Annotated in this window: 23 protein-coding genes and 1 riboswitch; of the genes, 14 read left to right on the top strand and 9 right to left on the bottom strand. The window is 70.4% G+C overall.

What is annotated here, in order from left to right; all coding sequences use genetic code 11:
* Positions 1 to 269: 269 nt before the first annotated feature.
* The 6 genes from OG456_RS14555 to OG456_RS14530 all read left to right on the top strand — a co-directional run bounded on the left by OG456_RS14555 (position 270) and on the right by OG456_RS14530 (position 9,048).
* Entirely contained in the window at positions 270 to 1,262 is a 993-nt protein-coding gene (locus OG456_RS14555; RefSeq protein WP_116510870.1) for a malate dehydrogenase, read from the top strand.
* Between the two features lie 394 nt (positions 1,263 to 1,656).
* The gene (locus OG456_RS14550; RefSeq protein ID WP_266561009.1) at positions 1,657 to 3,159 is read left to right on the top strand and encodes an aldehyde dehydrogenase family protein; all 1,503 of its coding nucleotides are present in this window, start codon (positions 1,657 to 1,659) and stop codon (positions 3,157 to 3,159) included.
* Between the two features lie 102 nt (positions 3,160 to 3,261).
* Positions 3,262 to 4,800 (top strand): GMC family oxidoreductase, encoded by a 1,539-nt coding sequence (locus OG456_RS14545; protein WP_266561006.1) that lies wholly within the window; start codon positions 3,262 to 3,264, stop codon positions 4,798 to 4,800.
* On the top strand, positions 4,800 to 6,080 hold the full coding sequence (locus tag OG456_RS14540) for a glycine betaine/L-proline ABC transporter ATP-binding protein (RefSeq protein ID WP_266560999.1): 1,281 nt from the start codon (positions 4,800 to 4,802) through the stop codon (positions 6,078 to 6,080). The genes OG456_RS14545 and OG456_RS14540 overlap by 1 nt, the downstream gene beginning before the upstream one ends.
* On the top strand, positions 6,080 to 8,053 hold the full coding sequence (locus OG456_RS14535) for a proline/glycine betaine ABC transporter permease (protein ID WP_266560997.1): 1,974 nt from the start codon (positions 6,080 to 6,082) through the stop codon (positions 8,051 to 8,053). The genes OG456_RS14540 and OG456_RS14535 overlap by 1 nt, the downstream gene beginning before the upstream one ends.
* Before the next feature lie 53 nt (positions 8,054 to 8,106).
* Positions 8,107 to 9,048: an ABC transporter substrate-binding protein gene (locus OG456_RS14530; RefSeq protein ID WP_266560995.1), complete on the top strand. Its 942-nt coding sequence runs from the start codon at positions 8,107 to 8,109 to the stop codon at positions 9,046 to 9,048.
* A gap of 60 nt (positions 9,049 to 9,108) precedes the next feature.
* Here the strand turns inward: OG456_RS14530 and OG456_RS14525 are convergent, their stop codons facing one another.
* The gene (locus tag OG456_RS14525; RefSeq protein ID WP_266560993.1) at positions 9,109 to 9,558 is read right to left on the bottom strand and encodes a carboxymuconolactone decarboxylase family protein; all 450 of its coding nucleotides are present in this window, start codon (positions 9,556 to 9,558) and stop codon (positions 9,109 to 9,111) included.
* Entirely contained in the window at positions 9,555 to 10,079 is a 525-nt protein-coding gene (locus OG456_RS14520) for a carboxymuconolactone decarboxylase family protein (protein ID WP_266560991.1), read from the bottom strand. Before OG456_RS14520 ends, OG456_RS14525 begins: the two co-directional genes overlap by 4 nt.
* 47 nt (positions 10,080 to 10,126) lie before the next feature.
* Here OG456_RS14520 and OG456_RS14515 point away from each other — a divergent pair, with 47 nt between their 5' ends.
* A complete protein-coding gene (locus OG456_RS14515; RefSeq protein WP_266560989.1) occupies positions 10,127 to 11,551 on the top strand; it encodes a PLP-dependent aminotransferase family protein in 1,425 nt (474 codons plus the stop codon).
* Positions 11,552 to 11,603: 52 nt separating this feature from the next.
* Here the strand turns inward: OG456_RS14515 and OG456_RS14510 are convergent, their stop codons facing one another.
* A complete protein-coding gene (locus OG456_RS14510; protein ID WP_266569245.1) occupies positions 11,604 to 12,449 on the bottom strand; it encodes a hypothetical protein in 846 nt (281 codons plus the stop codon).
* Positions 12,450 to 12,611: 162 nt separating this feature from the next.
* Positions 12,612 to 13,829 carry an ornithine--oxo-acid transaminase gene (gene rocD, locus OG456_RS14505; protein WP_266569243.1) on the bottom strand — a complete coding sequence of 406 codons (1,218 nt, stop codon included), beginning with the start codon at positions 13,827 to 13,829 and terminating at the stop codon, positions 12,612 to 12,614.
* A gap of 126 nt (positions 13,830 to 13,955) precedes the next feature.
* Positions 13,956 to 14,042, top strand: a riboswitch (ZMP/ZTP riboswitch).
* Positions 14,043 to 14,103: 61 nt separating this feature from the next.
* Between rocD and OG456_RS14500 the strand changes: the two genes are divergently transcribed.
* The gene (locus OG456_RS14500) at positions 14,104 to 15,552 is read left to right on the top strand and encodes a glycine hydroxymethyltransferase (protein WP_266560986.1); all 1,449 of its coding nucleotides are present in this window, start codon (positions 14,104 to 14,106) and stop codon (positions 15,550 to 15,552) included.
* Positions 15,553 to 15,632: 80 nt separating this feature from the next.
* Here OG456_RS14500 and OG456_RS14495 read toward each other — a convergent pair whose 3' ends face one another.
* From OG456_RS14495 to OG456_RS14485, 3 genes are all read right to left on the bottom strand, one after another.
* On the bottom strand, positions 15,633 to 16,274 hold the full coding sequence (locus tag OG456_RS14495; RefSeq protein WP_266560984.1) for a hypothetical protein: 642 nt from the start codon (positions 16,272 to 16,274) through the stop codon (positions 15,633 to 15,635).
* Positions 16,275 to 16,524: 250 nt separating this feature from the next.
* The gene (locus OG456_RS14490; RefSeq protein WP_266560983.1) at positions 16,525 to 17,394 is read right to left on the bottom strand and encodes a hypothetical protein; all 870 of its coding nucleotides are present in this window, start codon (positions 17,392 to 17,394) and stop codon (positions 16,525 to 16,527) included.
* The gene (locus OG456_RS14485) at positions 17,381 to 18,028 is read right to left on the bottom strand and encodes an RNA polymerase sigma factor (protein ID WP_266560982.1); all 648 of its coding nucleotides are present in this window, start codon (positions 18,026 to 18,028) and stop codon (positions 17,381 to 17,383) included. Before OG456_RS14485 ends, OG456_RS14490 begins: the two co-directional genes overlap by 14 nt.
* Before the next feature lie 287 nt (positions 18,029 to 18,315).
* Between OG456_RS14485 and trpS the strand changes: the two genes are divergently transcribed.
* Both trpS and OG456_RS14475 read left to right on the top strand, forming a co-directional pair.
* Entirely contained in the window at positions 18,316 to 19,329 is a 1,014-nt protein-coding gene (trpS, locus tag OG456_RS14480; RefSeq protein WP_266560980.1) for a tryptophan--tRNA ligase, read from the top strand.
* A gap of 51 nt (positions 19,330 to 19,380) precedes the next feature.
* A complete protein-coding gene (locus OG456_RS14475) occupies positions 19,381 to 19,962 on the top strand; it encodes a 2'-5' RNA ligase family protein (protein ID WP_266560977.1) in 582 nt (193 codons plus the stop codon).
* Between the two features lie 37 nt (positions 19,963 to 19,999).
* Here the strand turns inward: OG456_RS14475 and OG456_RS14470 are convergent, their stop codons facing one another.
* Complete coding sequence (locus tag OG456_RS14470) at positions 20,000 to 20,755, bottom strand: decaprenylphospho-beta-D-erythro-pentofuranosid-2-ulose 2-reductase (RefSeq protein ID WP_266560972.1); 756 nt, start codon at positions 20,753 to 20,755, stop codon at positions 20,000 to 20,002.
* 199 nt (positions 20,756 to 20,954) lie between these two features.
* Positions 20,955 to 22,292: an FAD-binding oxidoreductase gene (locus OG456_RS14465; protein ID WP_266569241.1), complete on the bottom strand. Its 1,338-nt coding sequence runs from the start codon at positions 22,290 to 22,292 to the stop codon at positions 20,955 to 20,957.
* Positions 22,293 to 22,661: 369 nt separating this feature from the next.
* Here OG456_RS14465 and OG456_RS14460 point away from each other — a divergent pair, with 369 nt between their 5' ends.
* From OG456_RS14460 to OG456_RS14445, 4 genes are all read left to right on the top strand, one after another.
* On the top strand, positions 22,662 to 23,180 hold the full coding sequence (locus OG456_RS14460) for a phosphatase PAP2 family protein (RefSeq protein WP_266560970.1): 519 nt from the start codon (positions 22,662 to 22,664) through the stop codon (positions 23,178 to 23,180).
* Positions 23,181 to 23,323: 143 nt separating this feature from the next.
* Entirely contained in the window at positions 23,324 to 24,232 is a 909-nt protein-coding gene (locus OG456_RS14455; protein ID WP_266560968.1) for a decaprenyl-phosphate phosphoribosyltransferase, read from the top strand.
* Positions 24,233 to 24,351: 119 nt separating this feature from the next.
* A complete protein-coding gene (locus tag OG456_RS14450; protein WP_266560966.1) occupies positions 24,352 to 24,816 on the top strand; it encodes a GtrA family protein in 465 nt (154 codons plus the stop codon).
* A complete protein-coding gene (locus tag OG456_RS14445; protein ID WP_266560964.1) occupies positions 24,804 to 25,724 on the top strand; it encodes a YihY/virulence factor BrkB family protein in 921 nt (306 codons plus the stop codon). Before OG456_RS14450 ends, OG456_RS14445 begins: the two co-directional genes overlap by 13 nt.
* Positions 25,725 to 25,778 lie beyond the last annotated feature (54 nt).

Here is a 25,778-nt window from a genome sequence, read left to right as displayed (position 1 = left end):
CCCCCACGGGAGTAGTCACCAAGTGGCACCCCCCACAGGCGGCCGTCTGCCCACCTCTCCCGAGCAGGCGGCCGCCTGCCGTTGCGTCACCTCTCGCGTCGCGACGCCTCTCCCGTCGCGTCGCCTCCCGTTGCGGGGAGTGGGTGTTCTGTGGGGCGGGCCACATGCACCCGGAGGTGCGGGGGGTCCGGGGCGCGATAGCCTGACGGCGGATCTCTTGATGCCGAGAGATCGATCAAAAAAAGCCCTGCTGTCATACGGAGAACGCCATGACCCGCACTCCCGTGAACGTCACCGTCACCGGCGCAGCCGGCCAGATCGGCTACGCACTGCTCTTCCGCATCGCCTCCGGCCAGCTGCTCGGCGCGGACGTGCCGGTCAACCTGCGCCTCCTGGAGATCACCCCGGCGCTCAAGGCCGCCGAGGGCACCGCCATGGAGCTCGACGACTGCGCCTTCCCGCTGCTGCAGAACATCGAGATCTCGGACGACCCGAACGTCGCGTTCGACGGTGCCAACGTCGCCCTCCTCGTCGGCGCCCGCCCCCGCACCAAGGGCATGGAGCGCGGCGACCTGCTCTCCGCCAACGGCGGCATCTTCAAGCCGCAGGGCAAGGCGATCAACGACAACGCCGCGGACGACATCAAGGTCCTCGTCGTCGGCAACCCGGCCAACACGAACGCGCTCATCGCGCAGGCCGCCGCCCCGGACGTACCGGCCGACCGCTTCACGGCCATGACGCGTCTGGACCACAACCGCGCGCTCACGCAGCTCGCGAAGAAGACCGGCACGACGGTCGCGGACATCAAGCGCCTCACCATCTGGGGCAACCACTCCGCCACCCAGTACCCGGACATCTTCCAGGCGTCCGTCGCGGGCAAGCCGGCCATCGAGGCCATCGGCGGCGACGAGCAGTGGCTGGCCGACGACTTCATCCCGACCGTCGCCAAGCGCGGCGCCGCGATCATCGAGGCCCGTGGCGCGTCCTCGGCCGCCTCGGCCGCGAACGCCGCGATCGACCACGTCCACACGTGGGTCAACGGCACCGCCGAGGGCGACTGGACCTCCATGGGTATCCCGTCGGACGGCTCCTACGGCGTCCCGGAGGGTCTGATCTCCTCCTTCCCCGTCACCACCAAGGACGGCAAGTACGAGATCGTCCAGGGCCTGGACATCAACGAGTTCTCCCGCGCCCGCATCGACGCGTCGGTGAAGGAGCTCGAGGAGGAGCGCGCCGCGGTCCGCGAGCTCGGCCTCATCTGATCCACGCGTCCCGCAGGTACCCCTAGTCACCTGCACGCGGCCTTACCCGCGCCCCCGTCCGTCCGGTCGATCCGGAGGGGCGGGGGCGCGGCGTTTGTACCGGGCGTGTTCGTGCCGGGCGTGTTCGTGCCGGGCTTCTTGTGCCAGGCGTGTCCGTACGGGACATGCCTGTACGAGGCATGTTTGTACAGGGCATGTACCCCGAGTGGCCGCGCCAGTGGTGACTTTTCGGACTTATTGGCCATGTATGCGGTGACGCAGACCACTTTCGGCCACAGGTTGTGCATGCTTTCCGATCCCCAGGGCAGGGGCTTCCGACGTCGAAGGCTCTCCGTGAAAAGGGAGTTCCGCGACGTTCAGGGGGACTGTTCGGGAACGGAAGGCAAAACGGGACGTGTCTGAAAACCAGAGCATTTTCGTGGACGGAGAGTGGCGCAGCGCCGCCTCCGGGGCCACGCGCGAGATTCTCGACCCGGCGGATGCCCAGCCGTTCGCACTGATCGCCGAGGGCGGCACGCAGGACGCGGACGCCGCGGTCGCCGCCGCCCGCCGCGCCTTCGACGAAGGAACGTGGCCGGCGACGCCCGTCGCCGAGCGCGCCGCTCTGCTGCGCCGCGTCGCCGATCTCCTCGTACGCGACCGGGAGAAGATCGGCCTGCTCGAGAGCCGCGACGCGGGCAAGACCGTCGAGGAGGGGTGCGTCGACGTCGACTGCGTCGCCGACGCCTTCCGGTACTTCGCCGATCTGGTCGTCGGAGAGGGTGGCGGACGTGTCGTCGACGCCGGGTCCGACGAGATCCACAGTGTCGTCGTGCACGAGCCCGTCGGTGTCTGCTCCCTGATCACGCCGTGGAACTACCCGCTCCTCCAGGCCAGTTGGAAGGTCGCCCCGGCCCTCGCCGCCGGAAACACCTTCGTCATCAAGCCGAGCGAGATCACGCCGCTGACCACCGTGGTCCTCATCGAGCTTCTGGCGGAGGCCGGTCTTCCCGCGGGCGTCGCCAACATCGTGACCGGACCCGGCCACACCGTGGGCGCCCGGCTCGCCGAGCATCCGGACGTCGACCTCGTCTCCTTCACCGGCGGCCTGATCAGCGGCACGAAGGTCGCGCAGGCTGCGGCCGCCGACGTGAAGAAGATCGCCCTCGAACTGGGCGGCAAGAACCCGAACGTCGTCTTCGCCGACTCCTGCGAGACCGAGGAAGGCTTCGACACCGCCGTCGACCAGGCGCTGAACGCCGCCTTCATCCACAGCGGACAGGTCTGCTCCGCGGGTGCCCGGCTCATCGTCGAGGAGTCCGTGCGCGAGCGCTTCGTCGCCGAACTCGCCCGCCGTGCCGAGAGGATCAGGCTCGGCCGCGGCACCGAGGACGGTGTCGAGTGCGGCCCCCTCGTCTCCGCGCAGCAGCGCGACAAGACCGAGTCGTACGTGGCGTCGGCCCTCGCCGAGGGCGCCGTGCTGCGCAGCGGCGGCAAGCGGCCCGAGCCCAGCGAAGTACGGCCCGCCGACGGGTACTTCTACGAGCCGACCGTCCTCGACCAGTGCCACCGCGAGATGCGCGTCGTCCGCGAGGAGGTCTTCGGGCCCGTCCTGACGGTCGAGACGTTCCGCACCGAGGACGAGGCCGTCGCGCTCGCCAACGACACCGAGTACGGGCTCGCCGGCGCCGTCTGGACCGCCGACGCGGGCCGCGCGCGGCGCGTCGCCGGACGCCTTCGCCACGGCACCGTCTGGATCAACGACTTCCACCCCTACCTCCCGCAGGCGGAGTGGGGCGGCTTCGGCAAGAGCGGCATCGGCCGCGAGCTGGGCCCGGCCGGGCTCGCCGAGTACCGCGAGACCAAGCACGTCTACCAGAACCTGGCGCCGAAGCCCGTGCGCTGGTTCGCGGGCTGACCACCCACCCCTCGCACCGGGCTGACCACCCGTTTCCTTCGCGCTGGGCCGGCCGACCGCACTTCGCACTGCCCATTACGCGCAGAACCTTGGAGTTGACGCATGCCTGAGAAGCCCGTGAACACCTACGACTACGTCGTCGTCGGCGGCGGCACCGCCGGATCCGTCATAGCGTCCCGGCTGACCCAGAACCCCGACGTCACCGTCGCCGTCATCGAGGGCGGCCCGAGCGACATCGACCGCGACGACGTCCTGACCCTGCGCCGCTGGCTCGGCCTCCTCGGGGGCGACCTCGACTACGGCTACACCACCACCGAGCAGCCGCGCGGCAACTCGCACATCCTGCACAGCCGCGCCAAGGTGCTCGGCGGCTGCTCGTCGCACAACACGCTCATCTCGTTCAAGCCGCTGCCCGGCGACTGGGACGAGTGGGCCGCGGCCGGCGCCGAGGGCTGGGACCACAAGGCGATGGACCCGTACTTCGGCAAGCTGCGCAACAACATCGTGGCGGTCGACGAGAAGGACCGGAACGCGATCGCCCGCGACTTCGTCGACGCCGCGCAGACCGCCACGGGCGTGCCGCGCGTGGACGGCTTCAACAAGGCGCCGTTCAAGGACGGCGTCGGCTTCTTCGACCTCGCGTACCACCCGGAGAACAACAAGCGCTCCAGCGCCTCCGTCGCCTATCTGCACCCGCACATGGAGGCCGGTGACCGGCCCAACCTGACTCTCCTCCTGGAGACCTGGGCCTACCGGCTGGAGATGGACGGCACGCGGGCGCGGGGCGTCCACGTGCGGACGAAGGACGGCGAGGAACTGCTCGTCGAGGCGCGGCACGAGGTCGTCGTGTGCGCCGGCGCCGTCGACACGCCCCGCCTGCTCATGCACTCCGGCATCGGGCCGAAGGCCGACCTGGAGAAGCTCGGGATTCCGGTCCTGCACGATCTGCCGGGCGTCGGCGAGAACCTGCTCGACCACCCCGAGTCCGTGATCGTGTGGGAGACGGACGGGCCGATCCCCGACAACTCCGCGATGGACAGCGACGCGGGCCTCTTCGTGCAGCGTGATCCGGAGGCGAGCGGGCCGGACCTGATGTTCCACTTCTACCAAATCCCGTTCACCGACAACCCGGAGCGCCTCGGCTACGTCAGGCCGGAGCACGGGGTGTCCATGACGCCGAACATCCCCAAGCCGCGCAGCCGCGGCCGCCTCTACCTGACCAGCGCGGACCCGGAGGAGAAGCCCGCCCTCGACTTCCGTTACTTCACGGACGAGGACGACTACGACGGCCGCACGCTGGTCGACGGCATCAGGATCGCGCGGGAGATCGCGAAGACCGAGCCGCTCGCCGGCTGGCTCAAGCGCGAGGTGTGCCCCGGGCCCGACGTCGTGGGCGACGAGGAACTCGGCGAGTACGCGCGCAAGGTCGCGCACACCGTCTACCACCCCGCCGGGACCTGTCGCATGGGTGCAAAGAATGATGAACTCGCCGTTGTGGACCCGGAGTTGAGGATCCGGGGCCTGGAGGCGATCCGCATTGCCGACGCGTCCGTCTTCCCGACGATGCCGGCGGTGAACCCGATGATCGGGGTGCTCATGGTCGGGGAGAAGTGTGCCGAGCTGCTGGGTGGTGATGCGTGATGAGTACGAACACGACGGCGAACGCTGAGGTGACGGACGCGCAGGCGGGATCGCCGGTGTTCTCCGTGAACAACCTGTGGAAGGTCTTCGGGCCGAAGGCCGACCGGGTGCCGGGTGACGCGGAGCTGGCCGCCCTGAGCGCCGCCGAACTGCGCGCCCGCACCGGGTGCACCGCCGCGGTCCGCGACGTCAGCTTCGACGTGCGCAGGGGCGAGGTCTTCGTCGTCATGGGCCTCTCCGGCTCCGGCAAGTCCACCCTCGTACGCTGCCTGACCCGGCTCATCGAGCCGACCTCCGGCGGCATATCCATCGATGGCGAGGACGTCCTCGGCATGGACAAGGGGCGCCTGCGCGAATTGCGCCGGCACCGCGCCGCCATGGTCTTCCAGCACTTCGGGCTCCTTCCGCACCGCACCGTGCTCGACAACGTCGCGTACGGCCTGGAGATCCAGGGCGTGGGCCGCGCCGAGCGGCGCGCCAAGGCGGCGGAGGTCGTCGCGAAGGTCGGCCTCGACGGCCTTGAGCAGCGGCGGCCCGGGCAGCTGTCCGGCGGTCAGCAGCAGCGTGTCGGGCTCGCGCGAGCCCTCGCGGTCGATCCCGAAGTGCTGCTGTTCGACGAGCCGTTCAGCGCCCTCGACCCGCTGATCCGCCGCGACATGCAGGAGGAGGTCATCCGGCTCCACCGCGAGGAGGGCCGGACCATGGTCTTCATCACGCACGACCTCAGCGAGGCGCTGCGGCTCGGCGACCGGATCGCGCTGATGCGCGACGGCCGGATCGTCCAGCTGGGCACGCCCGAGGAGATCGTGGGCTCGCCCGCCGACGGCTACGTACGCGAGTTCGTCCGGGACGTGCCGCGCGAGCAGGTCATGACGGTGCGCCGCGCGATGCGGCCCGCCGACGCCGACGAGGAGGGCCGCGGCCCGGCCATCGCGCCCGGCGCGACCGTGTCGGAGGCGATCGAGGCGGTCGCCAGGACCGGGTTCGCGGTGCGGGTCATGGACGAGGGGCGCTGCCTGGGCGTCGTGGACCACGCCCGGCTGCTGGGTGTGGTGGCGGGGACGGACGGGTCCGCGGGAGAGGGGTTCTCCGGCGAGGCGGACGTGGCCGGGGCTGACGCTTCCGGTTCGGGTTCCGATTCGGCTGACGCTTCCGCTTCCGCTTCCGCTTCCGTTTCCGTTTCCGGTTCCGGCTCGGGTTCGGGTTCGGCTGTGGCAGGCGCCGACGCCGGCGCCGACGCGCCCGCGCCCGTCACGCCGCCGGGCGAGGAGGTCGCCTGATGGCTGCCGCCAGTACCGCCACCGCCCCCGCGGCGGACACTCCGCGCTTCGGCGCGCTCCTGCGCAACCGCGTCCTCGGCAAGCTCCTGCTGCTCGCCGTCGTCGCGGCCGTACTCGTACCGATCGTGAACGCCAGGTGGGCGAGCGGCAGCTGGCCGCACGCGCTCACCGTCGATCTGACCGGACCGCTGGGGAAGACCAGTGACTGGATCATCGACAACCGGGACAGCCACCCGCTGTTCCTCTACTTCTTCGGCCACATCAGCAACGCCGTCGTCGTGAGCGTGCGGGGCGTCTACCTGGTGCTCCTCGCGGCCGGCTGGGCCGGCGTCACCGCCGCGGCCGGGCTCATCGCCTGGCGGGTCGCGGGCCTGAAGCTCGCGGCGTCCGCCGTCGTCGCGATCCTCGTGTGCGGCTGGTTCGGCATGTGGGTGCCGACGATGCAGACCCTCGCGCTGATGATCGTCGCGGTCCTCGCCTCGGTCGTGCTCGGCATGCTCCTGGGACTCGCGGCCGGACTCTCCGACCGCACGTACCGGGCGCTGCGGCCCGTCCTCGACACGATGCAGGTCTTTCCCGCATACGCGTATCTGCTGCCGGTCGTCCTGGTGTTCGGCATCGGCGTGCCCGCGGCCGTCCTCGCGACCGTCGTCTACGCCGCCCCGCCGATGGCCCGTCTGACGGCGCTCGGCCTGCGTGGCGCCGACGGTGGCGTGATGGAGGCCGTCGCCTCGCTCGGCGCGACCGCGCGTCAGCGGCTCCTGACGGCCCGGCTCCCGCTCGCCCGCAAGCAACTCCTCCTCGGGCTCAACCAGACGATCATGATGGCGCTCTCGATGGCCGTCATCGCGTCGGTGATCGGCGCGGGCGGCCTCGGCGACCGCGTGTACCAGGCACTGGCCTCCGTGGACGTCGGCGCGGCCCTCGCCGCCGGCATCCCGATCGTGCTGCTCGCCGTGATCCTGGACCGTACGACGGCCGCGGCGGGGGAGCGGCTCGGCGCCGCCGAACCCGACGGCCGCCGCCTGCACGGCCCGTACGGCTGGGGCGTCGCCGCGGTTCTCACGGTGGTCGTCGCCCTCGTGGCCCGTCTCGCGGGCCGGATCGACTGGCCCGACACCTGGACCGTGAACATCGCGGACCCGGTCAACAGCGCCGTCGACTGGATGACCGACCACCTCTACTCCGGTGTCCCCTACATCGGCGGAACCGCCGACTGGGCCGGGCACTTCACCACCTGGGTCCTCGACCCGCTGCGCGACGGGCTGCAGTGGCTGCCCTGGTGGTCCGTGCTCCTCATCGTCGCCGCGCTGGCCTGGCTGATCGGCACCTGGCGCACCGCCGTGACGGCCGTACTCGCCATGGCCGCGATCGGTGTCCTCGGTGTGTGGAAGCCGTCGCTCGACACGCTGTCGCAGGTGCTCGCGGCCGTCGCCGTGACGCTCGTCGTCGGCTTCGCGGTCGGGATCGCGGCGGCGCGCAGCGGGCGGCTCGAACGCCTGCTCAGGCCCGTGCTCGACGTCTTCCAGACGATGCCGCAGTTCGTGTATCTGATCCCGGTGGTCGCACTGTTCGGCGTCGGCCGTGCCCCCGCGGTCGCCGCCGCCGTCGTCTACGCGCTGCCGGCCGTCATCCGCATCACCACGCAGGGACTCCGCGAGGTCGACGGGGCCGCCATGGAGTCGGCCCGGTCGATGGGCGCGACGAGCGGGCAGCAACTACGTCAGGTCCAGCTGCCGCTGGCCCGGCCCGCGCTGCTCCTGGCCGTGAACCAGGGTGTCGTCCTCGTCCTCGCCGTCGTGATCATCGGCGGTCTGGTGGGCGGTGGCGCGCTCGGCTACGAGGTCGTGTTCGGCCTCGCCCAGGGCGACCTGGCGACCGGGCTCGTCGGCGGCGCGGCGATCGTGTGCCTCGGTCTCATGCTCGACCGGGTCACCCAGCCGACCGAACGCCGCGCGAAGAAGGGAGCGTGATCGCGATGCGAGCACTTCGATCTTTCCGCCCGGTGCGGGCACGCAGGATGACCATGGGGCTCGCGGCCGCGGGCACCCTGTTGGTGGCGACCGGTTGTGGCGCCGCCGACATGACCAAGCAGTCCTCTCCGTACGCCAACGCGCAGGGCGCGAAGACGGTGACCCTGTCCGTGCAGTCCTGGGTCGGTGCGCAGTCCAACATCGCCGTGGCCGAGTACCTGCTCAAGCACGAGCTCGGCTACCGCGTCGACACCGTCCAGGTCGACGAGGTCCCCGCGTGGGACGCGCTCAGCCAGGGCCGCGTCGACGCGATCATGGAGGACTGGGGCCACCCCGACCAGGAGCAGCGGTACGTCAAGGACAAGAAGACGATCGTGAAGGGCGGCGACCTCGGCGTCACCGGACACATCGGCTGGTTCGTCCCCACGTACTTCGCCAAGCAGCACCCGGACGTCACCGACTGGAAGAACCTCAACAAGTACGCGTCCCAGCTTCGGACCCCGGAGAGCGGCGGCAAGGGCCAGCTCCTCGACGGCTCCCCGTCGTACGTCACCAACGACAAGGCGCTGGTCGACAACCTGAAGCTGAAGTACCAGGTCGTGTTCTCCGGTTCCGAGGCGGCTCAGATCACCCAGATCAAGCAGTTCGCCAAGGCCAAGAAGCCGTTCCTGACGTACTGGTACCAGCCGCAGTGGCTGTTCAAGAAGGTGCCGATGACGGAGGTGAAGCTGCCGGCCTACAAGGACGGCTGCGACGCCGACCCGAAGAAGGTGGCCTGCGCCTATCCGAAGACGCCGCTCCAGAAGTACCTCAACGCGGACTTCTCGAAGAACGGCGGCAAGGCGGCGGCCTTCCTGAAGAACTTCAAGTGGACCACCGAGGACCAGAACGAGGTCTCGCTGCTCATCGCCGACCAGAAGCTGTCGCCGGACGAGGCGGCGAAGAAGTGGATCGACGAGCACGAGTCGACGTGGCGGTCCTGGCTGCCGAAGTAGCCGTACGGCCCCTCCCCGCGCGCGTGCCGGGTGCCTTTCCTGACGGGGGCACCCGGCACGTCACCACTGTGGTCCGCCCGGCACGATCCGGCGGCTCACCATGAGCCGGTTCCAACTGTTGATGACGGTGATCACGCCGAGGAGATGGGCGAGCTCGTCCTCGCCGAAGTGCTTGGCCGCCGCCTCGTACGTCTCGTCCGGCACGAAGCCGTCGGTGAGGACGGTGACGGCCTCGGTGAGTGCGAGCGCGGCCCGCTCGCGCTCGGTGAACTGCTCGGGGGCCTCCGCCCACGCGTTGAGCAGCGCGATCCGCTTGGCACTCTCACCGTTCTTCTCGACGGCGAGGTCCACGTGCATGTCCAGGCAGAACGCGCACGCGTTGATCTGCGACGCCCGGATCATCACCAGCTCGGCGAGAACCGGGTCGCCGAGCCCCTTCTTCGCGGCGGCGCCGAGCGCGATCATCGCGTCGCGCACACCGGCGTCCAGGTGCGTCGTACGGGCTGTCACTTGAAGTCGCCCGCGGTGTAGTGCCCGGGGACCATCCGCGTCGACACACCGAACCGGTTCCACGCGTTGATCACCGTGATCGCGGCGATCAGCTGCGTCAGCTCCTTCTCGTCGTACAGCTTCGCCGCCTTCTCGTACGTCTCGTCCGGCACGAACCCGTCCGTGAGCACGGTGATCGCCTCGGTCAGCTCGATCGCCGCGATCTCCCTGGGCGTGTAGAAGTGCTGCGACTCCTCCCACGCGCCGAGCTGGATGATCCGCTCCACGCTCTCGCCCGCGGCGAGCGCGTCCTTGGAGTGCATGTCGAGGCAGAACGCGCAGTGGTTGAGCTGCGAAGCGCGGATCTTGACCAGCTCCAGCGTCACCGGATCGACGCCCTTACGGGCCTCCGCGTCGAGCCGGATCATGGCCTTGTAGACCTCCGGAGCGTGCTTGGCCCAGGCCAGCCGGGGCGCGTGCTCGTGGACGTACTCCTTGGTGGCCGGGCCGGTGCTGTCGGTGGTGTTCTGGTTCGCCGTCACGACATCGACCCTACGAGCGGAGTAGCCCACAGGTATGGTCCATTTCCATGGTGGAATCCTGGGCCACTTCGCCCTCCGGCCAGGCGCTCGGTATCGATCTGCACGTCGAGCCGACCGGCTCCGGCCTGCGCAAAGGCCTCACCGACGCGCTCCGTGACGCCGTACGCGGCGGACGCCTCGCCCCCGGTGTGCGCCTCCCTTCGTCCCGCACACTCGCCGCCGATCTGGGCATCGCCCGCAACACGGTCGCCGACGCCTACGCAGACCTCGTCGCCGAGGGCTGGCTCACCGCGCGCCAGGGCTCGGGGACGCGCGTCGCGGAGCGACCGGTCGAGGCGCCCCGGCCGGCCTCGACCCGCGGGCGGCGCGCCCCGGCCGGCCTCCGCCACGACCTGCACCCCGGCACCCCCGACCTCTCCTCGTTCCCCCGCGCCGAATGGCTCAAGGCCTCGCGCCGCGCCCTCAACGCCGCCCCGAACGACGCCCTCGGCTACGGCGAAGCCCGCGGCCGCGTCGAACTGCGCACCGCACTCGCCGGCTACCTCGCCCGCGCCCGAGGCGTCCACGCCGACCCGGACCGCATCGTCATCTGCTCCGGCTTCGTCCACGGCCTGATGCTGCTCGGCGAGGTGCTGCGCAACAGGTGCGTGCGCGACGTCGCCGTGGAGACGTACGGCCTCGACGTCCACTGGGACGTCCTGGCTCGGTCGGGCCTGCGCACCCACCCCCTTCCTCTCGATCAACTCGGCACCCGAACCGACGAGTTGGCGACCGGCGAACCGGCTGTGGGCGCCGCCCTCCTGACCCCCGCCCACCAGTTCCCGATGGGCGGGGCCCTGCACCCCGACCGCCGCGCCGCCGTCGTCGACTGGGCCCGCCGCACCGGCGGACTGATCCTGGAGGACGACTACGACGGCGAGTTCCGCTACGACCGCCAGCCCGTCGGCGCCCTCCAGGGACTCGACCCCGACCGCGTCGTCTACTTCGGCACGGCCAGCAAATCGCTCGCACCCGGCCTGCGCCTCGGCTGGCTGGTGCTGCCGCCCTCCGTCATCGGGGAGGTGATCGAGGCGAAGGGCGTCGCCGACTGGTCGTGCGGCGTCCTCGACCAGCTGACCCTCGCGGAGTTCATCGACTCGGGCGCCTACGACCGCCATGTCCGCGGCGCCCGCCTGCGCTACCGCCGGCGCCGCGATCAGCTTGTCGCCGCCCTCGCCGAACGCGCCCCCGGCGTGCGCGCCACCGGGATCGCCGCGGGCCTGCACGCCGTCCTCCAACTCCCGCCCGGCACCGAACAGTCCGTGGTGCGCGCCGCCGCCTGGCAGCGCCTGGGAGTCTCCGGCCTCTCCAGCTTCCGCCATGACGCGGCCACCGCCGAACCGCCCCTGGACGCTCTGGTGGTCGGCTACGGAACCCCACCGGACCACGCCTGGGCAAGCGCGCTGGAGGCCTTGTGCCGGGCGCTGCCGTAGGGGACCGGCATCGGGCGGCAGGCGTCTCGGGTCGGGTCGGCCCGGGTTCGGGTCAGACCCGGGCCGGTGCGGACGTGTTCTCCACCGGCGCCTCCCCGAAGCGCGCCAGCGCCAACGCCCCCGCCACGGCCACCACGAACCCGAGAGCCGCCAGCCAGCCCAGCCCCTCGCGCGTGCGATCCCCGAGCCAGATCACCCCGACCAGCGCCGGCCCCACCGTCTCGCCCACGACCATCCCCGCGGTGGCCGTGGTCACCGACCCCTTCTGCAACGCCGAGGTCAGCAGCAGGAACGCCGCACCCCCGCCGAGCAGCAGTGCATACGTCGCCGGATTGCTCAGCAGCGCGCCGGGCGACACGTCGTCGATGAGCCGTACCGACACCTCCACCACCCCGAACCCGAACCCCGAGCCGAGCCCCAGCGCGAGCGCCCGGCCCCGCCCCGGCAGCCGCCCGGCCACCGCCCCGATCAACAGCACCCCGAGCGCCGTCCCCAACATCGCGTAACGCAACGCGTCCGAACCGGCCTGCGCTCCCTCCGTCCCCGACGCCAGCCCCAACATCGCGAGCCCCGCCACCACCACCCCGACAGCGCCCCACTCGACGCCGCTCAGCCGTACGTCCAGCAGCCGCGTGGAGACGACCGCCGTCACCGCCAGACTCGCGGCGAGCGCCGCCCCGACGGCGTAGATCGGAATGGACCGCAGCGCCACGACCTGCAAGACGAACCCGAGCAGGTCGAGCCCCAGCCCGGCGACATATCGCCACTGCTGCAGTGCCCGCAGCAACAGCGCGGCGTCGACACCGGACCCCGACCCCGGCTCCGCGGCCCGCGCGGCCATCGCCTGCAACACGGACGCCGTACCGAAACAGGCCGCCGCCCCGAGCGCGCAAAGCATTCCAAGAAGCACAAAGCGACTGTAGAGGGTGTGCCTACGCCGACCGGCCCGTGAGCGGCTCCTTCTCCGGTGGCCCCGTGAGCGGCTCCCCGTCCGGTGATGCTCCCTTGAGTGGCCTGACCACGAGTCGGCCGCCGCCCGTGCGCCGGAGGCCCACCGCCGTCAGACCGCCAGGACCGCCCGGAGCTGGTCGAGCCCCCAGTCCAGGTCCTCCTTACTGATCATCAGAGGGGGAGCGATCCGGATCGTGCTGCCGTGGGTGTCCTTGACCAGGACGCCCTTGGCCATCAACTTCTCCGAGATCTCCCTTCCCGTCCCGTGCGACGGATCGATGTCGACCCCCGCCCACAGCCCGCGTCCCCGCACCTGCGTCACCTTGCCCGTGCCCGTCAGCAGCCCGAGCTCCGCGTGGAGATGCTCGCCCAGCTCGGCCGCCCGCTGCTGGAACTCCCCGGTGCGCAGCATCGCGATGACCTCGAGCGCCACCGCACACGCCAGCGGATTCCCGCCGAACGTCGACCCGTGCTCACCCGGCTTGAACACACCGAGCACCTCACTGCTGGACACCACCGCCGACACCGGCACGACCCCACCGCCGAGCGCCTTGCCCAGCACGTACATGTCGGGCACCACGCCCTCGTGCTCACAGGCGAACGTCCGCCCGGTCCGCCCGAGCCCCGACTGGATCTCGTCCGCGATGAACAGCACGTTCCGCTCGCGGGTCAACTCCCTTACCGCGGGCAGATATCCGGCCGGCGGTACGAGAACACCGGCCTCGCCCTGGATCGGTTCGAGCAGCACCGCGACGGTGTTCTCGGTGACAGCGCCGCGCAGCGCCGTCAGATCGCCGTACGGCACGATCTCGAACCCCGGCGTGTAGGGACCGAAGTCCGCGCGCGCCTCCTGGTCCGTGGAGAAGCTGACGATGGTCGTGGTGCGTCCGTGGAAGTTGTTGCCCGCCACGACGATCTTCGCTCTGCCGTCGAGCACCCCCTTGACCTGGTACCCCCACTTCCGCGCCGTCTTCACGGCGGTCTCGACCGCCTCCGCCCCTGTGTTCATCGGCAGCACCATGTCCATGCCGCACAGCTCCGCGAGCTGGGTGCAGAACGCGGAGAACCGGTCGTGATAAAAGGCGCGGGACGTCAGAGTCACCCGCTCCAGCTGCGCCTTGGCGGCCTCGATGAGCCGCTGGTTCCCATGGCCGAAGTTGAGCGCTGAGTAGCCTGCGAGCATGTCGAGGTAGCGGCGACCCTCGACATCCGTCATCCACGCGCCCTCCGCCGTGGCGACCACGACGGGCAACGGATGGTAGTTGTGCGCACTGTGCGCTTCGGACGCGGTGATGAAGGCTTCCGTTGCGGCATTCGGAGGAGTCACAGCAGTCACGGGATCTCCGTTCTTACAGCTCTGATGGCGCGAAGACGTGGGCTTGTGGCCTCTTCCTATCGTCGCTCGCATCGTGGACGTGGAAACCTCGTCCTGCGGCGCGCCCGGTAGTGTGGCCCGCAGGGCCGTGACTGGCGCGCTGGGATGGGACCGACCATCGGGGAGCGGCCTGTGAACTGTGTGCCGTGCGCCTGGGCCGACCCGTGAACCTCCCCCTCTCGACCTCGCTCGAGCAGGGGAGGTCCCATCCGTCCGGAGGTCCGTCATGTCAGAGCCCACCCTCTCCAGCGAATCCGTAGCGTTCCGCAGCGCCCTCGACGTGATCCGGGCTGTCGAGCCCCGCGTGGCCGACGCCATCGGCCAGGAGATCGCCGACCAGCGCGAGATGCTCAAGCTGATCGCCAGCGAGAACTACGCTTCCCCGGCCACCCTCCTCGCGATGGGTAACTGGTTCAGCGACAAGTACGCCGAGGGCACCGTCGGCCGCCGCTTCTACGCCGGCTGCCGCAACGTCGACACCGTCGAGGCCCTCGCCGCCGAACACGCCCGCGAGCTCTTCGGCGCCCGCCACGCCTATGTACAACCGCACTCCGGCATCGACGCCAACCTCGTCGCCTTCTGGGCCGTCCTCGCCCAGCGCGTCGAGGCGCCCGCCCTGGAGCTGGCCGGCGTCCGCAACGTGAACGACCTCTCCGACGCCGACTGGGCCGAACTCCGTCAGGCCTTCGGCAACCAGCGCATGCTCGGCATGTCCCTGGACGCCGGCGGCCACCTCACCCACGGCTTCCGCCCGAACATCTCCGGCAAGATGTTCGACCAGCGCAGCTACGGCACCGACCCGCAGACCGGCCTCGTCGACTACGAAGCCCTGCGCGCCACCGCCCGCGACTTCAAGCCGCTGATCATCGTCGCCGGCTACTCCGCGTACCCCCGCCTGGTGAACTTCCGCATCATGCGCGAGATCGCCGACGAGGTCGGGGCGACCCTCATGGTCGACATGGCGCACTTCGCGGGGCTGGTCGCGGGCAAGGTCCTCACCGGCGACTTCGACCCGGTGCCGCATGCCCAGATCGTCACCACCACGACGCACAAGTCGCTGCGCGGCCCGCGCGGCGGCATGGTGCTCTGCGACGACTCGCTCGCCGACCAGGTCGACCGCGGCTGCCCGATGGTCCTCGGCGGCCCGCTGCCGCACGTCATGGCCGCCAAGGCCGTCGCCCTGGCCGAGGCCCGCCGTCCCGAGTTCCGCGACTACGCCCAGTCCGTCGTCGACAACGCCCGTGCCCTCGCCGAGGGCCTGACCACCCGTGGCGCCACCCTCGTCACGGGCGGCACGGACAACCATCTCAACCTGATCGATGTCGCCACCTCCTACGAGCTCACCGGCCGCCAGGCCGAGAACGCGCTCCTCGACTCCGGCATCGTCACCAACCGCAACTCCATCCCCTCCGACCCGAACGGTGCCTGGTACACGTCCGGTATCCGCATCGGCACCCCTGCCCTGACCACCCGTGGCCTCGGCACCGCGGAGATGGACGAGGTCGCGGGCCTCATCGACCGCGTCCTCACCGCCGCCGAAGCGGGCACCACCAGCAAGGGCGCGCCCTCCAAGGCGCAGCACGTCCTGGACGAGAAGATCGCCGACGAGGTCTCCACACGAGCGTCCGACCTGCTGAGCGGCTTCCCGCTCTACCCGGAGGTCGACCTCACCTGATCGCTTGACCGGCCCGTCACCAGCCGCACCGACGGGCCGGTCAGTGCGCTCCCCCAGCCGGGAGAGCTGGAGAGCGACCCTCAGGAATCGATCAGCTGTTGCCTTGGTCCCGCGTCGGGCGGGGTCCCGCCCGTCCCGCGACGACCCGGCAGCCTGTCGGCCAAGGGCCGCAGCACCAGAGCCAGCGCGGCACCCGCCACCAGCCCCGGTATCGCCCACCACCAGTCCACGCCGCCTTGCGACCCGGCTGCCGGGGCCCGAGCGCTCTCGGAAGGCCCGGCATCGCGACCGTCGGCTGCCGGAGCCGGAGCTCCACCGAGCGCTTCCTTGGACCGGTCGGGCGACTGCCAGGGCACCGGGAAGATCGGACTCCCGCCCTTTGCGGACCGTGCGCCCATGACTCCGAGGTCCTTCAGCAGCGCCCGCAGCTCCGCCGGCTTGCGCGCCTTGTGCCAGTACCCGTTGTAGGAGTCCGGCACGTGAGTCGCTGTGTGTATCCAGACGCCCTTCATGCCCGGCGAGTCCGGATAGACCCGGTCGACCCGCCACGGCAGCACGTCGTGCACCAGCCATGTGACATTGAGCTGACGCCCCGCGCCTATTCCCAAGCCGGGCGGCTCCTCCCGGCGCCCCTGGTCCGGCTCGCCCAGGAGACTCTCCAGCGGCCCGTACTTCTTGTCACTGAAGTAGAGCGACGCGCTCTGGCCGCTCTCGGGCGACACCACCAGAACGCTCGTCGGTCCGCCAGCCGACGCCCCTGACGCGCTCAATAGCATCGCGGCGAGTGCCGCCACCAGTGCCACCGCCAGCGCGGCCGGCCTTCGTACTGTTCGCATCCGTTTCCCCCCAGCTGCTCCCGGCACGGCCCGCCCGTGTCGATTCACTTCTGGTACACCGCTCGACCCGACCGGGTTCCCAACTTCGGTGTGCGAGTTCTCGGTTGTGCGAGTCCGCCGGTCCAGCCCACGGACATCAGCGGAGGGCGTCCGGCTTTCGTACCGACCGTGCGATCTCGATCGCCCGTTCCCGGGAATCGACTCCCTCCAGGCGGAGCGTCATCTCCTGTCGGCGGGTCCACAGGAGCGTCGGTCCCGCGGTGCGTTCAGAACGGGTCCACCGGTCGCCGTTGCCGTCGAGCATCCAAAAACCGAGCAGATGCGGCTGGGCGAACCACAGCCCCGTACCCCGGCCGAGGTCGACCCAGTGCGGCTGCATGCGCACCGATTTCATGTACCCGATGTCGAGCTGCGCCGGGTACTCGTCGAGTCGGATCGTGTGCCCGGCATCGCGCCAGCACAGTGTGATCAAGAAGCGCGACTTCGGTTCCCGTGTCACCGTCACGGCGTCCGGCATTCCCAGCTCGCCCGGCACCAGCGGTTCGAATCCGGCGTCTCGTCGGGCCTCGCCCAGCGACAGCGACGTGCCGCACCCGGGGACGTGCACACCGGACGACGGCAGGGCCGAGGGGTCGTACCGGACCTCCACCCCGCCGAAGCCGAACCACTCGGCGACCTCGGCCCGCACCGGAGGCGTGAGCACGAGCACGGTCAGCACTCCGCACAGCCCCGCCGTGAGCATCCGCCACCGCTTCCGTATCCAGCGACGCGCGCGCCGCACCCGGACAGGGTCCGCCGTCGGCTCGGCCACCGGCGCCGGAACCGACTCGGCGATTATCTGTGCCAGCACCCGCTCGGCCATCGACTCGCCGCCGGGGCCCAGACCGTCCAGGGACCTGCCCAGCGCGCGCAGCTCAGCCGGCAGCCCACGGTCCGTGCGGGGCCCGTGCTCCTTGCCGGGGCGCCGGCTCCCGTCGTCCTCGTGACGCGGTTCACTCATGCTCATCACCTCCCTCGCGCGGGTCCAGCTCAGCCGGAAGAATGCGCTTCAGCTTCCGCAGCGCGCGATTGAGCCTCGACTTCACGGTGCCGCGCGGCCAGCCGAGCGCCTCGGCCGTCTCCGCCTCGTCCATCTCGAGCAGATACCGATACGTGACGACCAGCCGATGCTCCTCGCTCAGCTCCTCGAGCGCGGCGAGCAACGCCGTCCGCCGCTCGTAGTGGACGGCCGCGACCGCCGGATCCGTGGTCTCGGGTATCAGCGGCTCGGCCTCTATCAACGTCGCTTCCCGCCCCACGACCGAACGCTGCCGCACCGCCGAGCGCACTGTGTTCCTCGTCTCATTGGCGACGATCGTGAGCAGCCACGGCTTGAACGACGAGTCGTCCCGAAACTGTCCCAGGGCGCAGTACGCCTTGAAAAAGGCCTGCTGCACCACGTCCTCCGCGTCCGCTCCTGCCCCGAGGGCCCGGGCCGCCCGCAGCGCCAGCCCGGTGAAGGCGCGCACCAGTACCGCGTACGCCTCCACATCTCCGGCGCGCACGCGAGCGATCACCGCACGCTCGTCGTCGACGATGCGGCCCCCCTCCAGGACCTCCCCCTGTGTCCTCACATCGTTGATACACCGCACCCCTCGCATCGGTTCCCACCCGTCGCTCAGGTTTTTCCGAACTTGTTCCGCAAGGCAGTTCCGAAGCCGGGCCCCGTGGCCGGGCCCCGTGGCCGGGCCCCGTGGCCGGGCCCCGTGGCCGGGTCCCGTGTCGCCGGAACCTGGCCACGGGCCCCGTGGCCGGGTCCCGTGGCCAGGTTCCGGCGACACGCCGGGCGGGGTGGGCGACAGCGCTCCGTGCACGGTTTCAGCACTTGTCGTGCACCCGTCGCCCACCTGTTTCCAACTAATGAGGGACACCTGAGAGAATGAGGAGCATGGCCTCTGATCGTCCCCGCGTGCTCTCCGGAATCCAGCCCACTGCAGGCTCGTTCCACCTCGGCAACTACCTCGGCGCGGTCCGCCAGTGGGTGGCGCTGCAGGAGTCTCACGACGCGTTCTACATGGTTGTGGACCTGCACGCGATCACCGTGCCGCAGGACCCCAAGGAGCTCCGGGCCAACACCCGGCTCGCCGCCGCGCAGCTCCTCGCCGCCGGCCTGGACCCGGACCGCTGCACGCTGTTCGTGCAGAGCCACGTCCCCGAGCACGCACAGCTCGCCTGGGTCATGAACTGTCTGACGGGCTTCGGCGAGGCCTCACGCATGACGCAGTTCAAGGACAAGTCCGCCAAACAGGGCGCCGACCGCGCGACTGTAGGCCTCTTCACGTACCCGATCCTCCAGGTCGCGGACATCCTGCTCTACCAGGCCGACCAGGTGCCCGTGGGAGAGGACCAGCGCCAGCACATCGAGCTGACGCGCGACCTCGCCGAGCGCTTCAACGGCCGCTTCGGCGAGACCTTCACGGTCCCGGCGCCGTACATCCTCAAGGAAACGGCGAAGATCTACGACCTCCAGGACCCGTCGATCAAGATGAGCAAGTCGGCGTCGACTCCGAAGGGGCTCGTCAACCTTCTCGACGAGCCGAAGACCACCGCCAAGAAGGTCAAGAGCGCGGTCACCGACACCGACACCGTGATCCGGTTCGATCCGGCGAACAAGCCGGGCGTCAGCAACCTCCTCGCCATCTACTCCACCCTCACCGGCACAGGTATCCCGGAACTGGAGCAGAACTACGAGGGCAAGATGTACGGTGCGCTCAAGACGGACCTGGCAGAGGTCATGGTGGACTTCGTGACACCGTTCCGGACCCGTACCCAGGAGTACCTGGACGACCCGGAATCGCTCGACTCGATCCTGGCCAAGGGCGCGGAGAAGGCGCGTGCTGTCGCCGCCGAAACCCTCGCCCAGGCATACGACAAGGTCGGACTGCTGCCCGCGAAGCACTGAGCCCCAGCCCGTCTGAACCGCCTTACCGCCACACGACGACAGGAGTACGACGTGGGGACCGTAACGATCGGCGTTTCGATCGCGGTTCCGGAGCCACACGGCAGCCAGCTCCAGGAGCGGCGCGCGGGCTTCGGTGACCCCGCTGCGCACGGCATCCCCACGCACGTCACTCTGCTCCCGCCGACCGAGGTGGAGGCCAGGTCGCTGCCTTCGGTCGAGGACCATCTCGAGGCGGTCGCCGCCGCGGGGCGGAACTTCGCGATGCGGCTCGCGGGGACGGGAACCTTCCGTCCGCTGTCTCCTGTTGTGTTCGTACAGGTCGTCGAGGGCGCCGAGGCCTGTACGTGGCTGCAGAAGCAGGTCCGTGACGAGTCCGGTCCGGTCGCGCGCGAGCTGCAGTTTCCCTATCACCCGCACGTCACGGTGGCGCACGGCATCGCGGAGGAAGCGATGGACCGGGCGTACTCGGAGCTCGCCGGGTACGAGGCGGCCTGGCCGTGCACCGGGTTCGCGCTGTACGAGCAGGGCGCCGACGGTATCTGGCGAAAGTTGCGCGAGTTCCCCTTCGGCGGCCCAGCAGTTCCCGCGCAGGGCCCCGACCGCTCGAAGCGGGGCCGACAGCCGGCTCGCTGACGCGCAGCGAGTCGGCCGGCCGCAGTTGCGACACGGCCTACATCGGCAGGCGCCGGAACAGCGGACGCGGGACATGCCGCAGCGCCGACATCACCATGCGCAGGGCCCCCGGCACCCACACGGTCTCCGACCGGCGCCTGAGTCCCGTCTCGATGGCCTGTGCCACCGCCTCCGGGGTGGTGGCCATGGGTGCCTCCGCCATGCCCGCCGTCATCTTTGACCGTACGAAGCCGGGGCGCACGACCATTACGTGCACGCCGGTGCCGTGCAGTGCGTCGCCGAGGCCCTGCGCGAAGGCGTCCAGGCCGGCCTTGCTCGACCCGTAGATGAAGTTGGACCGGCGGGCCCGCTCACCCGCGACCGACGAGAGCACCACCAGCGAGCCGTGGCCCTGGGACTGCAGGGCGCGGGCGCAGATGAGGCCCGCCGATACGGCGCCTGTGTAGTTGGTCTGCGCGACGCGCACCGCGGCCAGCGGCTCGTCCTCGTCGCGGGCCTGGTCGCCGAGGATCCCGAACGCCAGCAGCACCATGTCGATGTCGCCCTCGGCGAACACCTTGCCCAGCGTCACCTCGTGCGCCTCGGAGTCGAGCGCGTCGAAGGCGACGGTACGGGCGTCGGCGCCCATGTCGCGGAGTTCGGCGGCCGCACGGTCGAGGGCGGGGGACGGGCGGCCGGCCAGCCACACCGTTCGGGTCCGCCGGGCCACGAGGCGTCGCGCGGTGGCGAGCGCGATCTCGGAGGTGCCGCCGAGGACGAGCAAGGACTGGGGGGTGCCGAAGGCGTCCTTCATGAGAACCAAACTCCAAATGGGCGGGACCGAAATCGGTGGGGGCGGGATGGGAACCCGGACGGCCCGAGCGGTGTACCAAAAGTGAATCGGTGCGGAGGGACCGTGCCGGGTGAGGGGGGTACGACGTGCGTGCGATGTGGGCGAGCGGGACTGTCGGTAAGTGCGAAGGCTCCGGTCACGGCACTCGTTCCCATTCCGGTCAGAGTCCGAGGCGCCGGGACAGATCCGAGCGGAACACGCCTCGCGGGTCCAACTGGGCTCGCAGGGCGCGGAATTCATCGAGATGGGGATACATCGCCGAGAGCAGCTCGGGCCTTAGCCGCGAGTCCTTGGCCAGGTAGATGCGTCCGTCTGCCGCGGCCACCTCCTCGTCGAGTTCGTCGAGGAACACGCCGAGTCCTGGCAGGTTCGCGGGAATGTCGAGTGCCAGCGTCCAGCCGGGCATGGGAAAGGACAGCCAGCCGGGATCCGCGTCGCCGAAGCGCTTGAGGACCGCCAGGAAGGAGGGGCACCGGCGCTCGGAGATGCGCCGCACGATGCGGCGAAGTGCTTCCTCCTGGCCATATCCGACGACGAATTGGTACTGGACGAATCCGCTGCGCCCGTAGATGCGATTCCAGTGCGGTACGCCGTCGAGGGGGTGGAAGTAGGAGGAGAGCCTCTGGATCTCGCCGACGCGCGACGTGGGGGCCTTGCGGTACCAGAGCTCGTTGAAGAGGCCGACGGTCCTGCGGCCCAGGAGTCCTTCGGGTACGAATCCGGGTGCGGCCGGAAGCTGCCTGGGACGGAACGTCAGTGGCGCCCTGCGTGCCCGTGCGGGAACGGCATCCAGCGGAGCGTGATCACCGCGGGTCAGTACCGAGCGGCCCATCGAGGCTCCGCGGGCCAGGAGGTCGATCCAGGCGACCGAGTAGCGATAGAGGTGATCGGTCTCGGTGAGGCGGGCCATCAAGTCGTCGAGGTCAACGGCGCGTTCGGTGTCGACCGACATGAACGAGGTTTCGACAGGGAGGAGTTGGATGGTGGCAGTGAGGATGATCCCGGTGAGTCCCATACCGCCGGCCGTCGCGTCGAACAGCTCGCTGCCGCGCTCGACGATCCGCACTTCGCCATCGGCTGTGAGCAGTTCCAGGGCGAGCACGTGGCGGGAGAACGATCCCGAGACGTGGTGGTTCTTGCCGTGGATGTCGGCACCGATCGCGCCGCCCACCGTGACGTAGCGCGTGCCGGGAGTCACGGGGACGAACCAGCCCAGGGGTAGGAGGACTTCCATCAGGCGGTGCAGTGAGACGCCCGCGTCGCACAGCACGGTCCCACCGGACGCGTCGATCGAGTGGATGCGGTCCAGTCCGGTCATGTCCAGGACGCTGCCGCCGGCGTTCTGTGCCGCATCTCCGTAAGCCCGGCCCAGGCCGCGGGCGATGTTGCCCCGGTGGCCCGGCGTCCCGCATGCACGGACCACGGCTGCCGCCTCCGCGTAGGAGCGTGGGCGCACGATGCGGGCGGCGGTGGGGGCGGTGCGGCCCCAGCCGGTCATGGGGACGGTGTCGAGAATGCCGTCGGAGGGGCCGTCGTGGACGGACTCGGGGGAAGGTGACGTGGTGGGGGGAGTGCCGGGTGCCGGGACGGCCGACGAGATGAGCGCGGGTGCGGGCGCAGAGGTGGGCGCAGTTGTGTTTGTGGACGGCGCGGCAGGGGCGGCTGGGTCGGAGGGTGTGACGCCGGGGGTGACGGCAGGTGTGCGGGCGGTGGGGGGAGCGGGATCGGCAGCCATGACCGCGACCGTATCGCCCATAGATAGGGCCTTCGCCCCAAACAAACCAGGCCCTCACCGAAATGGGTGATTGAATGGGTGTCACCCAAAATTGTCTGAGTTATGCGGGTTTTGACCCGCAGAGTGAGCCACATGGACGATATGGACCGCCGATTGCTGTCGGCATTGCGCGACTGCGGTACGGACCGGCGCGTGGCGGCGGTCGCGCGCGCTCTGTCCTGGAGCGGGGAGCACGGCGCGCTCTGGCTCGGCGCGGGGTTGTTGGGGGCAGCGGTCGACCGGGAGCGGCGAGGGGCGTGGCTGCGCGGTACGGCGCTGACCGCCGCGGCGCACGTGGCCAGCATGGGGATCAAGCGGGTCGTCCGGCGGCCGCGGCCGGGGGCGGAGAGCGGTGTGGAGCCGCTCGTGCGGACGGCGGGGCGGCATTCCTTCCCCAGTTCGCACGCAGCTTCGGCGGCCGCTGCGACCGTCGCGTTCGGGGCGTTGCGGCCGGCGGGAGCGCTGCTCGTCCCGCCGTTGGCGGCGGCGATGTGTGTCTCGCGCATGGTCGTCGGGGTGCACTACCCGTCGGACGTGGCGGCGGGGGCGGCGCTCGGGGCGGTCGCCGCGCGGCTCGGGGCTCACTGGGTGGCCGGGGGTGCCCGGCGATGACGGAACGAACTGAGCGAAGGGAAGGTGTGGGGGAGGCGATGGACGCGGGGGGAGCTGGAGACGGGACGCCGTTGGTGCATGCGTCAGCCCAAGGGCGGCGGGGCTCGGCCGCGGCGCTGTTGGACCGGCCGCGAGGGAAATCGGTGCCGGGGCCGCGTGCGGCGACGACGGTCGGGTTGCCCGTCGGGCTGCTGAAGACGGCGAGACCGCGGCAATGGGTGAAGAACGTGCTGGTCGTGGCCGCCCCCGCGGCCGCCGGCGAGCTGTTCTCGTGGCACGCTGCGGCTCAACTGGCCCTGGTGTTCCTGCTGTTCACTGCAGCCGCCTCCGCCGTGTATTTGATCAACGACGCGCGGGACGCCGAGGCCGATCGGGCGCACCCGGTCAAGCGGAACAGGCCCGTGGCCGCGGGCTACGTTCCGGTGGCGGTGGCCTATGCGGTCGGGGGTGGGCTCGCCGTTCTCGCGCCGCTGGCAGCCAGGACCTTGTGCAACCCGATGACAGCGGCGCTGTTGACCGCCTACGTGGTGATGCAACTGGCTTACTGCATCAGCCTCAAGCACGTTCTCGTCGTCGATCTTGTCGTGGTGACCATCGGGTTTCTGATGCGGGCCATGATCGGCGGGTTTGCGCTGGGGATTCCGCTGTCGCGTTGGTTCTTGATCACGACGGGGTTCGGGGCGCTGTTCATGGTGTCGGCCAAGCGGTACTCCGAGGCCGTGCAGATGGCCGGGAAGGCGGGGGCGACGCGGGCTTTGCTGTCGGAGTACACGACCGGCTATCTGCGGTTCGTCTGGCAGCTTGCCGCAGGCGTGGCCGTTCTCGGCTATTGCCTGTGGGCCATGGAGGAAGGCGGGGTGGCGCGAACCAGTCTGCTGCCGTGGAGACAGCTGTCGATGGTGGCCTTCATCCTCGCCGTCCTGCGCTACGCGGTCTTCGCCGACCGTGGCACGGCGGGTGAGCCGGAGGACGTCGTTCTGCGGGACAGAGCGCTGGCCTTGATCGGCCTGGTGTGGGTGGCGATGTACGGGCTCGCGGTCGCCAACTGGTGAACGTGGGAGGTGAGGGCGTGTCGGATCAGGGCGTGCCGGGGGACGGCCCGTCCAGGGAGGGCGCGTCCCGCGGGAGCGTGGGGGAGGAGCGGTCGTGGTGGGTTCGGGGGTGGTGGTGGATGAAGGGGCTTGGGCCCGAGTTGGTGGGGTTCGCGCTTGTGGGGAGCTGCGCGTACGTCGTCGACCTGGGGCTCTTTGTGTGGCTGCGGGGACCGGCGGGCTGGGGTCCGTTCACCGCCAAGTCGCTGTCGTTCCTGGCCGGTTGCACGGTCGCGTACGGCGGGAACGCGCTCGGTACCTATCGGCGGACGGCGATCGAGGTGTCACGGCTGCGGCAGTACGGGGTGTTCTTCGCGGTCAATGTGGCGGGGGCGGTGGTGCAGTTGTTGTGCATCGCTGTGTCGCACTACGGGTTCGGGCTCACGTCGCAGCGCGCGGACACGGTGTCCGGGGCGGGGGTGGGCATGATGCTGGCCACGGTTCTGAGGTTCTGGGGTACTCGGACCCTTGTCTTCCGGGCGGCGATTCCGGCGAGACGTGCGAGAACGGTCAGGGAGGGCAGGCTCGGATCATGGACTGGCTGAAGAGACTTCCCGGCGTCGGGCCGATCGTCGAACGGCTCATGCGTACGCACGCGTGGTCCGCCTACGAACGGCTCGACCAGGTGCACTGGACGCGGCTGGCGGCGGCGATGACGTTCATCAGCTTCCTGGCGCTGTTCCCGCTGCTGACCGTGGCCGCGGCGATCGCGGCCGGGACGCTCAGCGAGGAGCGGCAGAAGACGCTCCAGGACAAGATCGCGGAGCAGGTGCCCGGCATCTCCGATCAGTTGGACCTGGGCGCGCTCGTCGCGAACGCGGCAACGGTGGGTCTGGTGGCGGGGGCGTTGCTGCTCTTCACCGGCATCGGGTGGGTCGGCTCGATAAGAGAGTGTCTGCGCGCCGTCTGGGAGTTGGAGGACCCGGAGGAGAACCCGGTCATGCGCAAGGTCACGGACGCCGGGGTCCTGGTGGGGCTGGGTGGGGCCGGACTTGTCTCGTTGGCGGCGTCGATGCTCGCCTCGAGCGCGGTCGGGTGGACCGCGGACGAGCTCGGCATCTCCCATGACGGATGGGGCGGCGCGCTGCTCAGGGCGGTGGCGTTCGCGATCGCCGTGCTCGCGGACTTCCTGCTGCTGCTCTATGTGCTGACGCTGCTGCCGGGGGTGCACCCGCATCGGCGGCAGCTGTTGACGGCGGCGCTGATCGGGGCGGCGGGGTTCGAGCTGCTGAAGCTGCTGCTGGGCAGCTATATGAAGGAGGTGGCGTCGAAGAGCATGTACGGGGCGTTCGGGACGCCGGTGGCCCTGATGCTGTGGATCAACTTCACGGCGAAGCTGCTGTTGTTCTGCGCGGCCTGGACGGCCACGCGGGGGCAGCCCGACCCGGAGGTGCCGGACGAGGCCGGGCCGGGGGCGGAGCCGCCGGGGGTGGCGCGGGCCGGCGCCGCCTGAGACAGACGGCGCCGGTGCACTCGAGCGGGACAGCGGTGGCACCGCCGGACAGCG

The organism is Streptomyces sp. NBC_01446, from assembly GCF_026340095.1.
Taxonomy (GTDB): domain Bacteria; phylum Actinomycetota; class Actinomycetes; order Streptomycetales; family Streptomycetaceae; genus Streptomyces; species Streptomyces aureus.
Note: the sequence above shows the minus strand (reverse complement) of the source record. Positions and strands in the feature narration are given on the sequence as shown.

Bases quoted from the DNA above. Each gene is read 5' to 3' on its own strand.
- OG456_RS14485 (WP_266560982.1), bottom strand. From the start codon at position 18,028: ATGCGAGGGGTGCGGTGTATCAACGATGTGAGGACACAGGGGGAGGTC.
- OG456_RS14470 (WP_266560972.1), bottom strand. From the start codon at position 20,755: ATGAAGGACGCCTTCGGCACCCCCCAGTCCTTGCTCGTCCTCGGCGGC.
- OG456_RS14460 (WP_266560970.1), top strand. From the start codon at position 22,662: ATGGACGATATGGACCGCCGATTGCTGTCGGCATTGCGCGACTGCGGT.
- OG456_RS14510 (WP_266569245.1), bottom strand. From the start codon at position 12,449: ATGCTTTGCGCGCTCGGGGCGGCGGCCTGTTTCGGTACGGCGTCCGTG.
- OG456_RS14515 (WP_266560989.1), top strand. From the start codon at position 10,127: ATGGTGGAATCCTGGGCCACTTCGCCCTCCGGCCAGGCGCTCGGTATC.
- OG456_RS14535 (WP_266560997.1), top strand. From the start codon at position 6,080: ATGGCTGCCGCCAGTACCGCCACCGCCCCCGCGGCGGACACTCCGCGC.
- OG456_RS14545 (WP_266561006.1), top strand. From the start codon at position 3,262: ATGCCTGAGAAGCCCGTGAACACCTACGACTACGTCGTCGTCGGCGGC.
- OG456_RS14500 (WP_266560986.1), top strand. From the start codon at position 14,104: ATGTCAGAGCCCACCCTCTCCAGCGAATCCGTAGCGTTCCGCAGCGCC.
- OG456_RS14555 (WP_116510870.1), top strand. From the start codon at position 270: ATGACCCGCACTCCCGTGAACGTCACCGTCACCGGCGCAGCCGGCCAG.
- OG456_RS14540 (WP_266560999.1), top strand. From the start codon at position 4,800: ATGAGTACGAACACGACGGCGAACGCTGAGGTGACGGACGCGCAGGCG.
- OG456_RS14490 (WP_266560983.1), bottom strand. From the start codon at position 17,394: ATGAGCATGAGTGAACCGCGTCACGAGGACGACGGGAGCCGGCGCCCC.
- OG456_RS14465 (WP_266569241.1), bottom strand. From the start codon at position 22,292: ATGACCGGCTGGGGCCGCACCGCCCCCACCGCCGCCCGCATCGTGCGC.
- OG456_RS14530 (WP_266560995.1), top strand. From the start codon at position 8,107: ATGGGGCTCGCGGCCGCGGGCACCCTGTTGGTGGCGACCGGTTGTGGC.
- OG456_RS14445 (WP_266560964.1), top strand. From the start codon at position 24,804: ATGGACTGGCTGAAGAGACTTCCCGGCGTCGGGCCGATCGTCGAACGG.
- trpS (WP_266560980.1), top strand. From the start codon at position 18,316: ATGGCCTCTGATCGTCCCCGCGTGCTCTCCGGAATCCAGCCCACTGCA.
- OG456_RS14450 (WP_266560966.1), top strand. From the start codon at position 24,352: ATGAAGGGGCTTGGGCCCGAGTTGGTGGGGTTCGCGCTTGTGGGGAGC.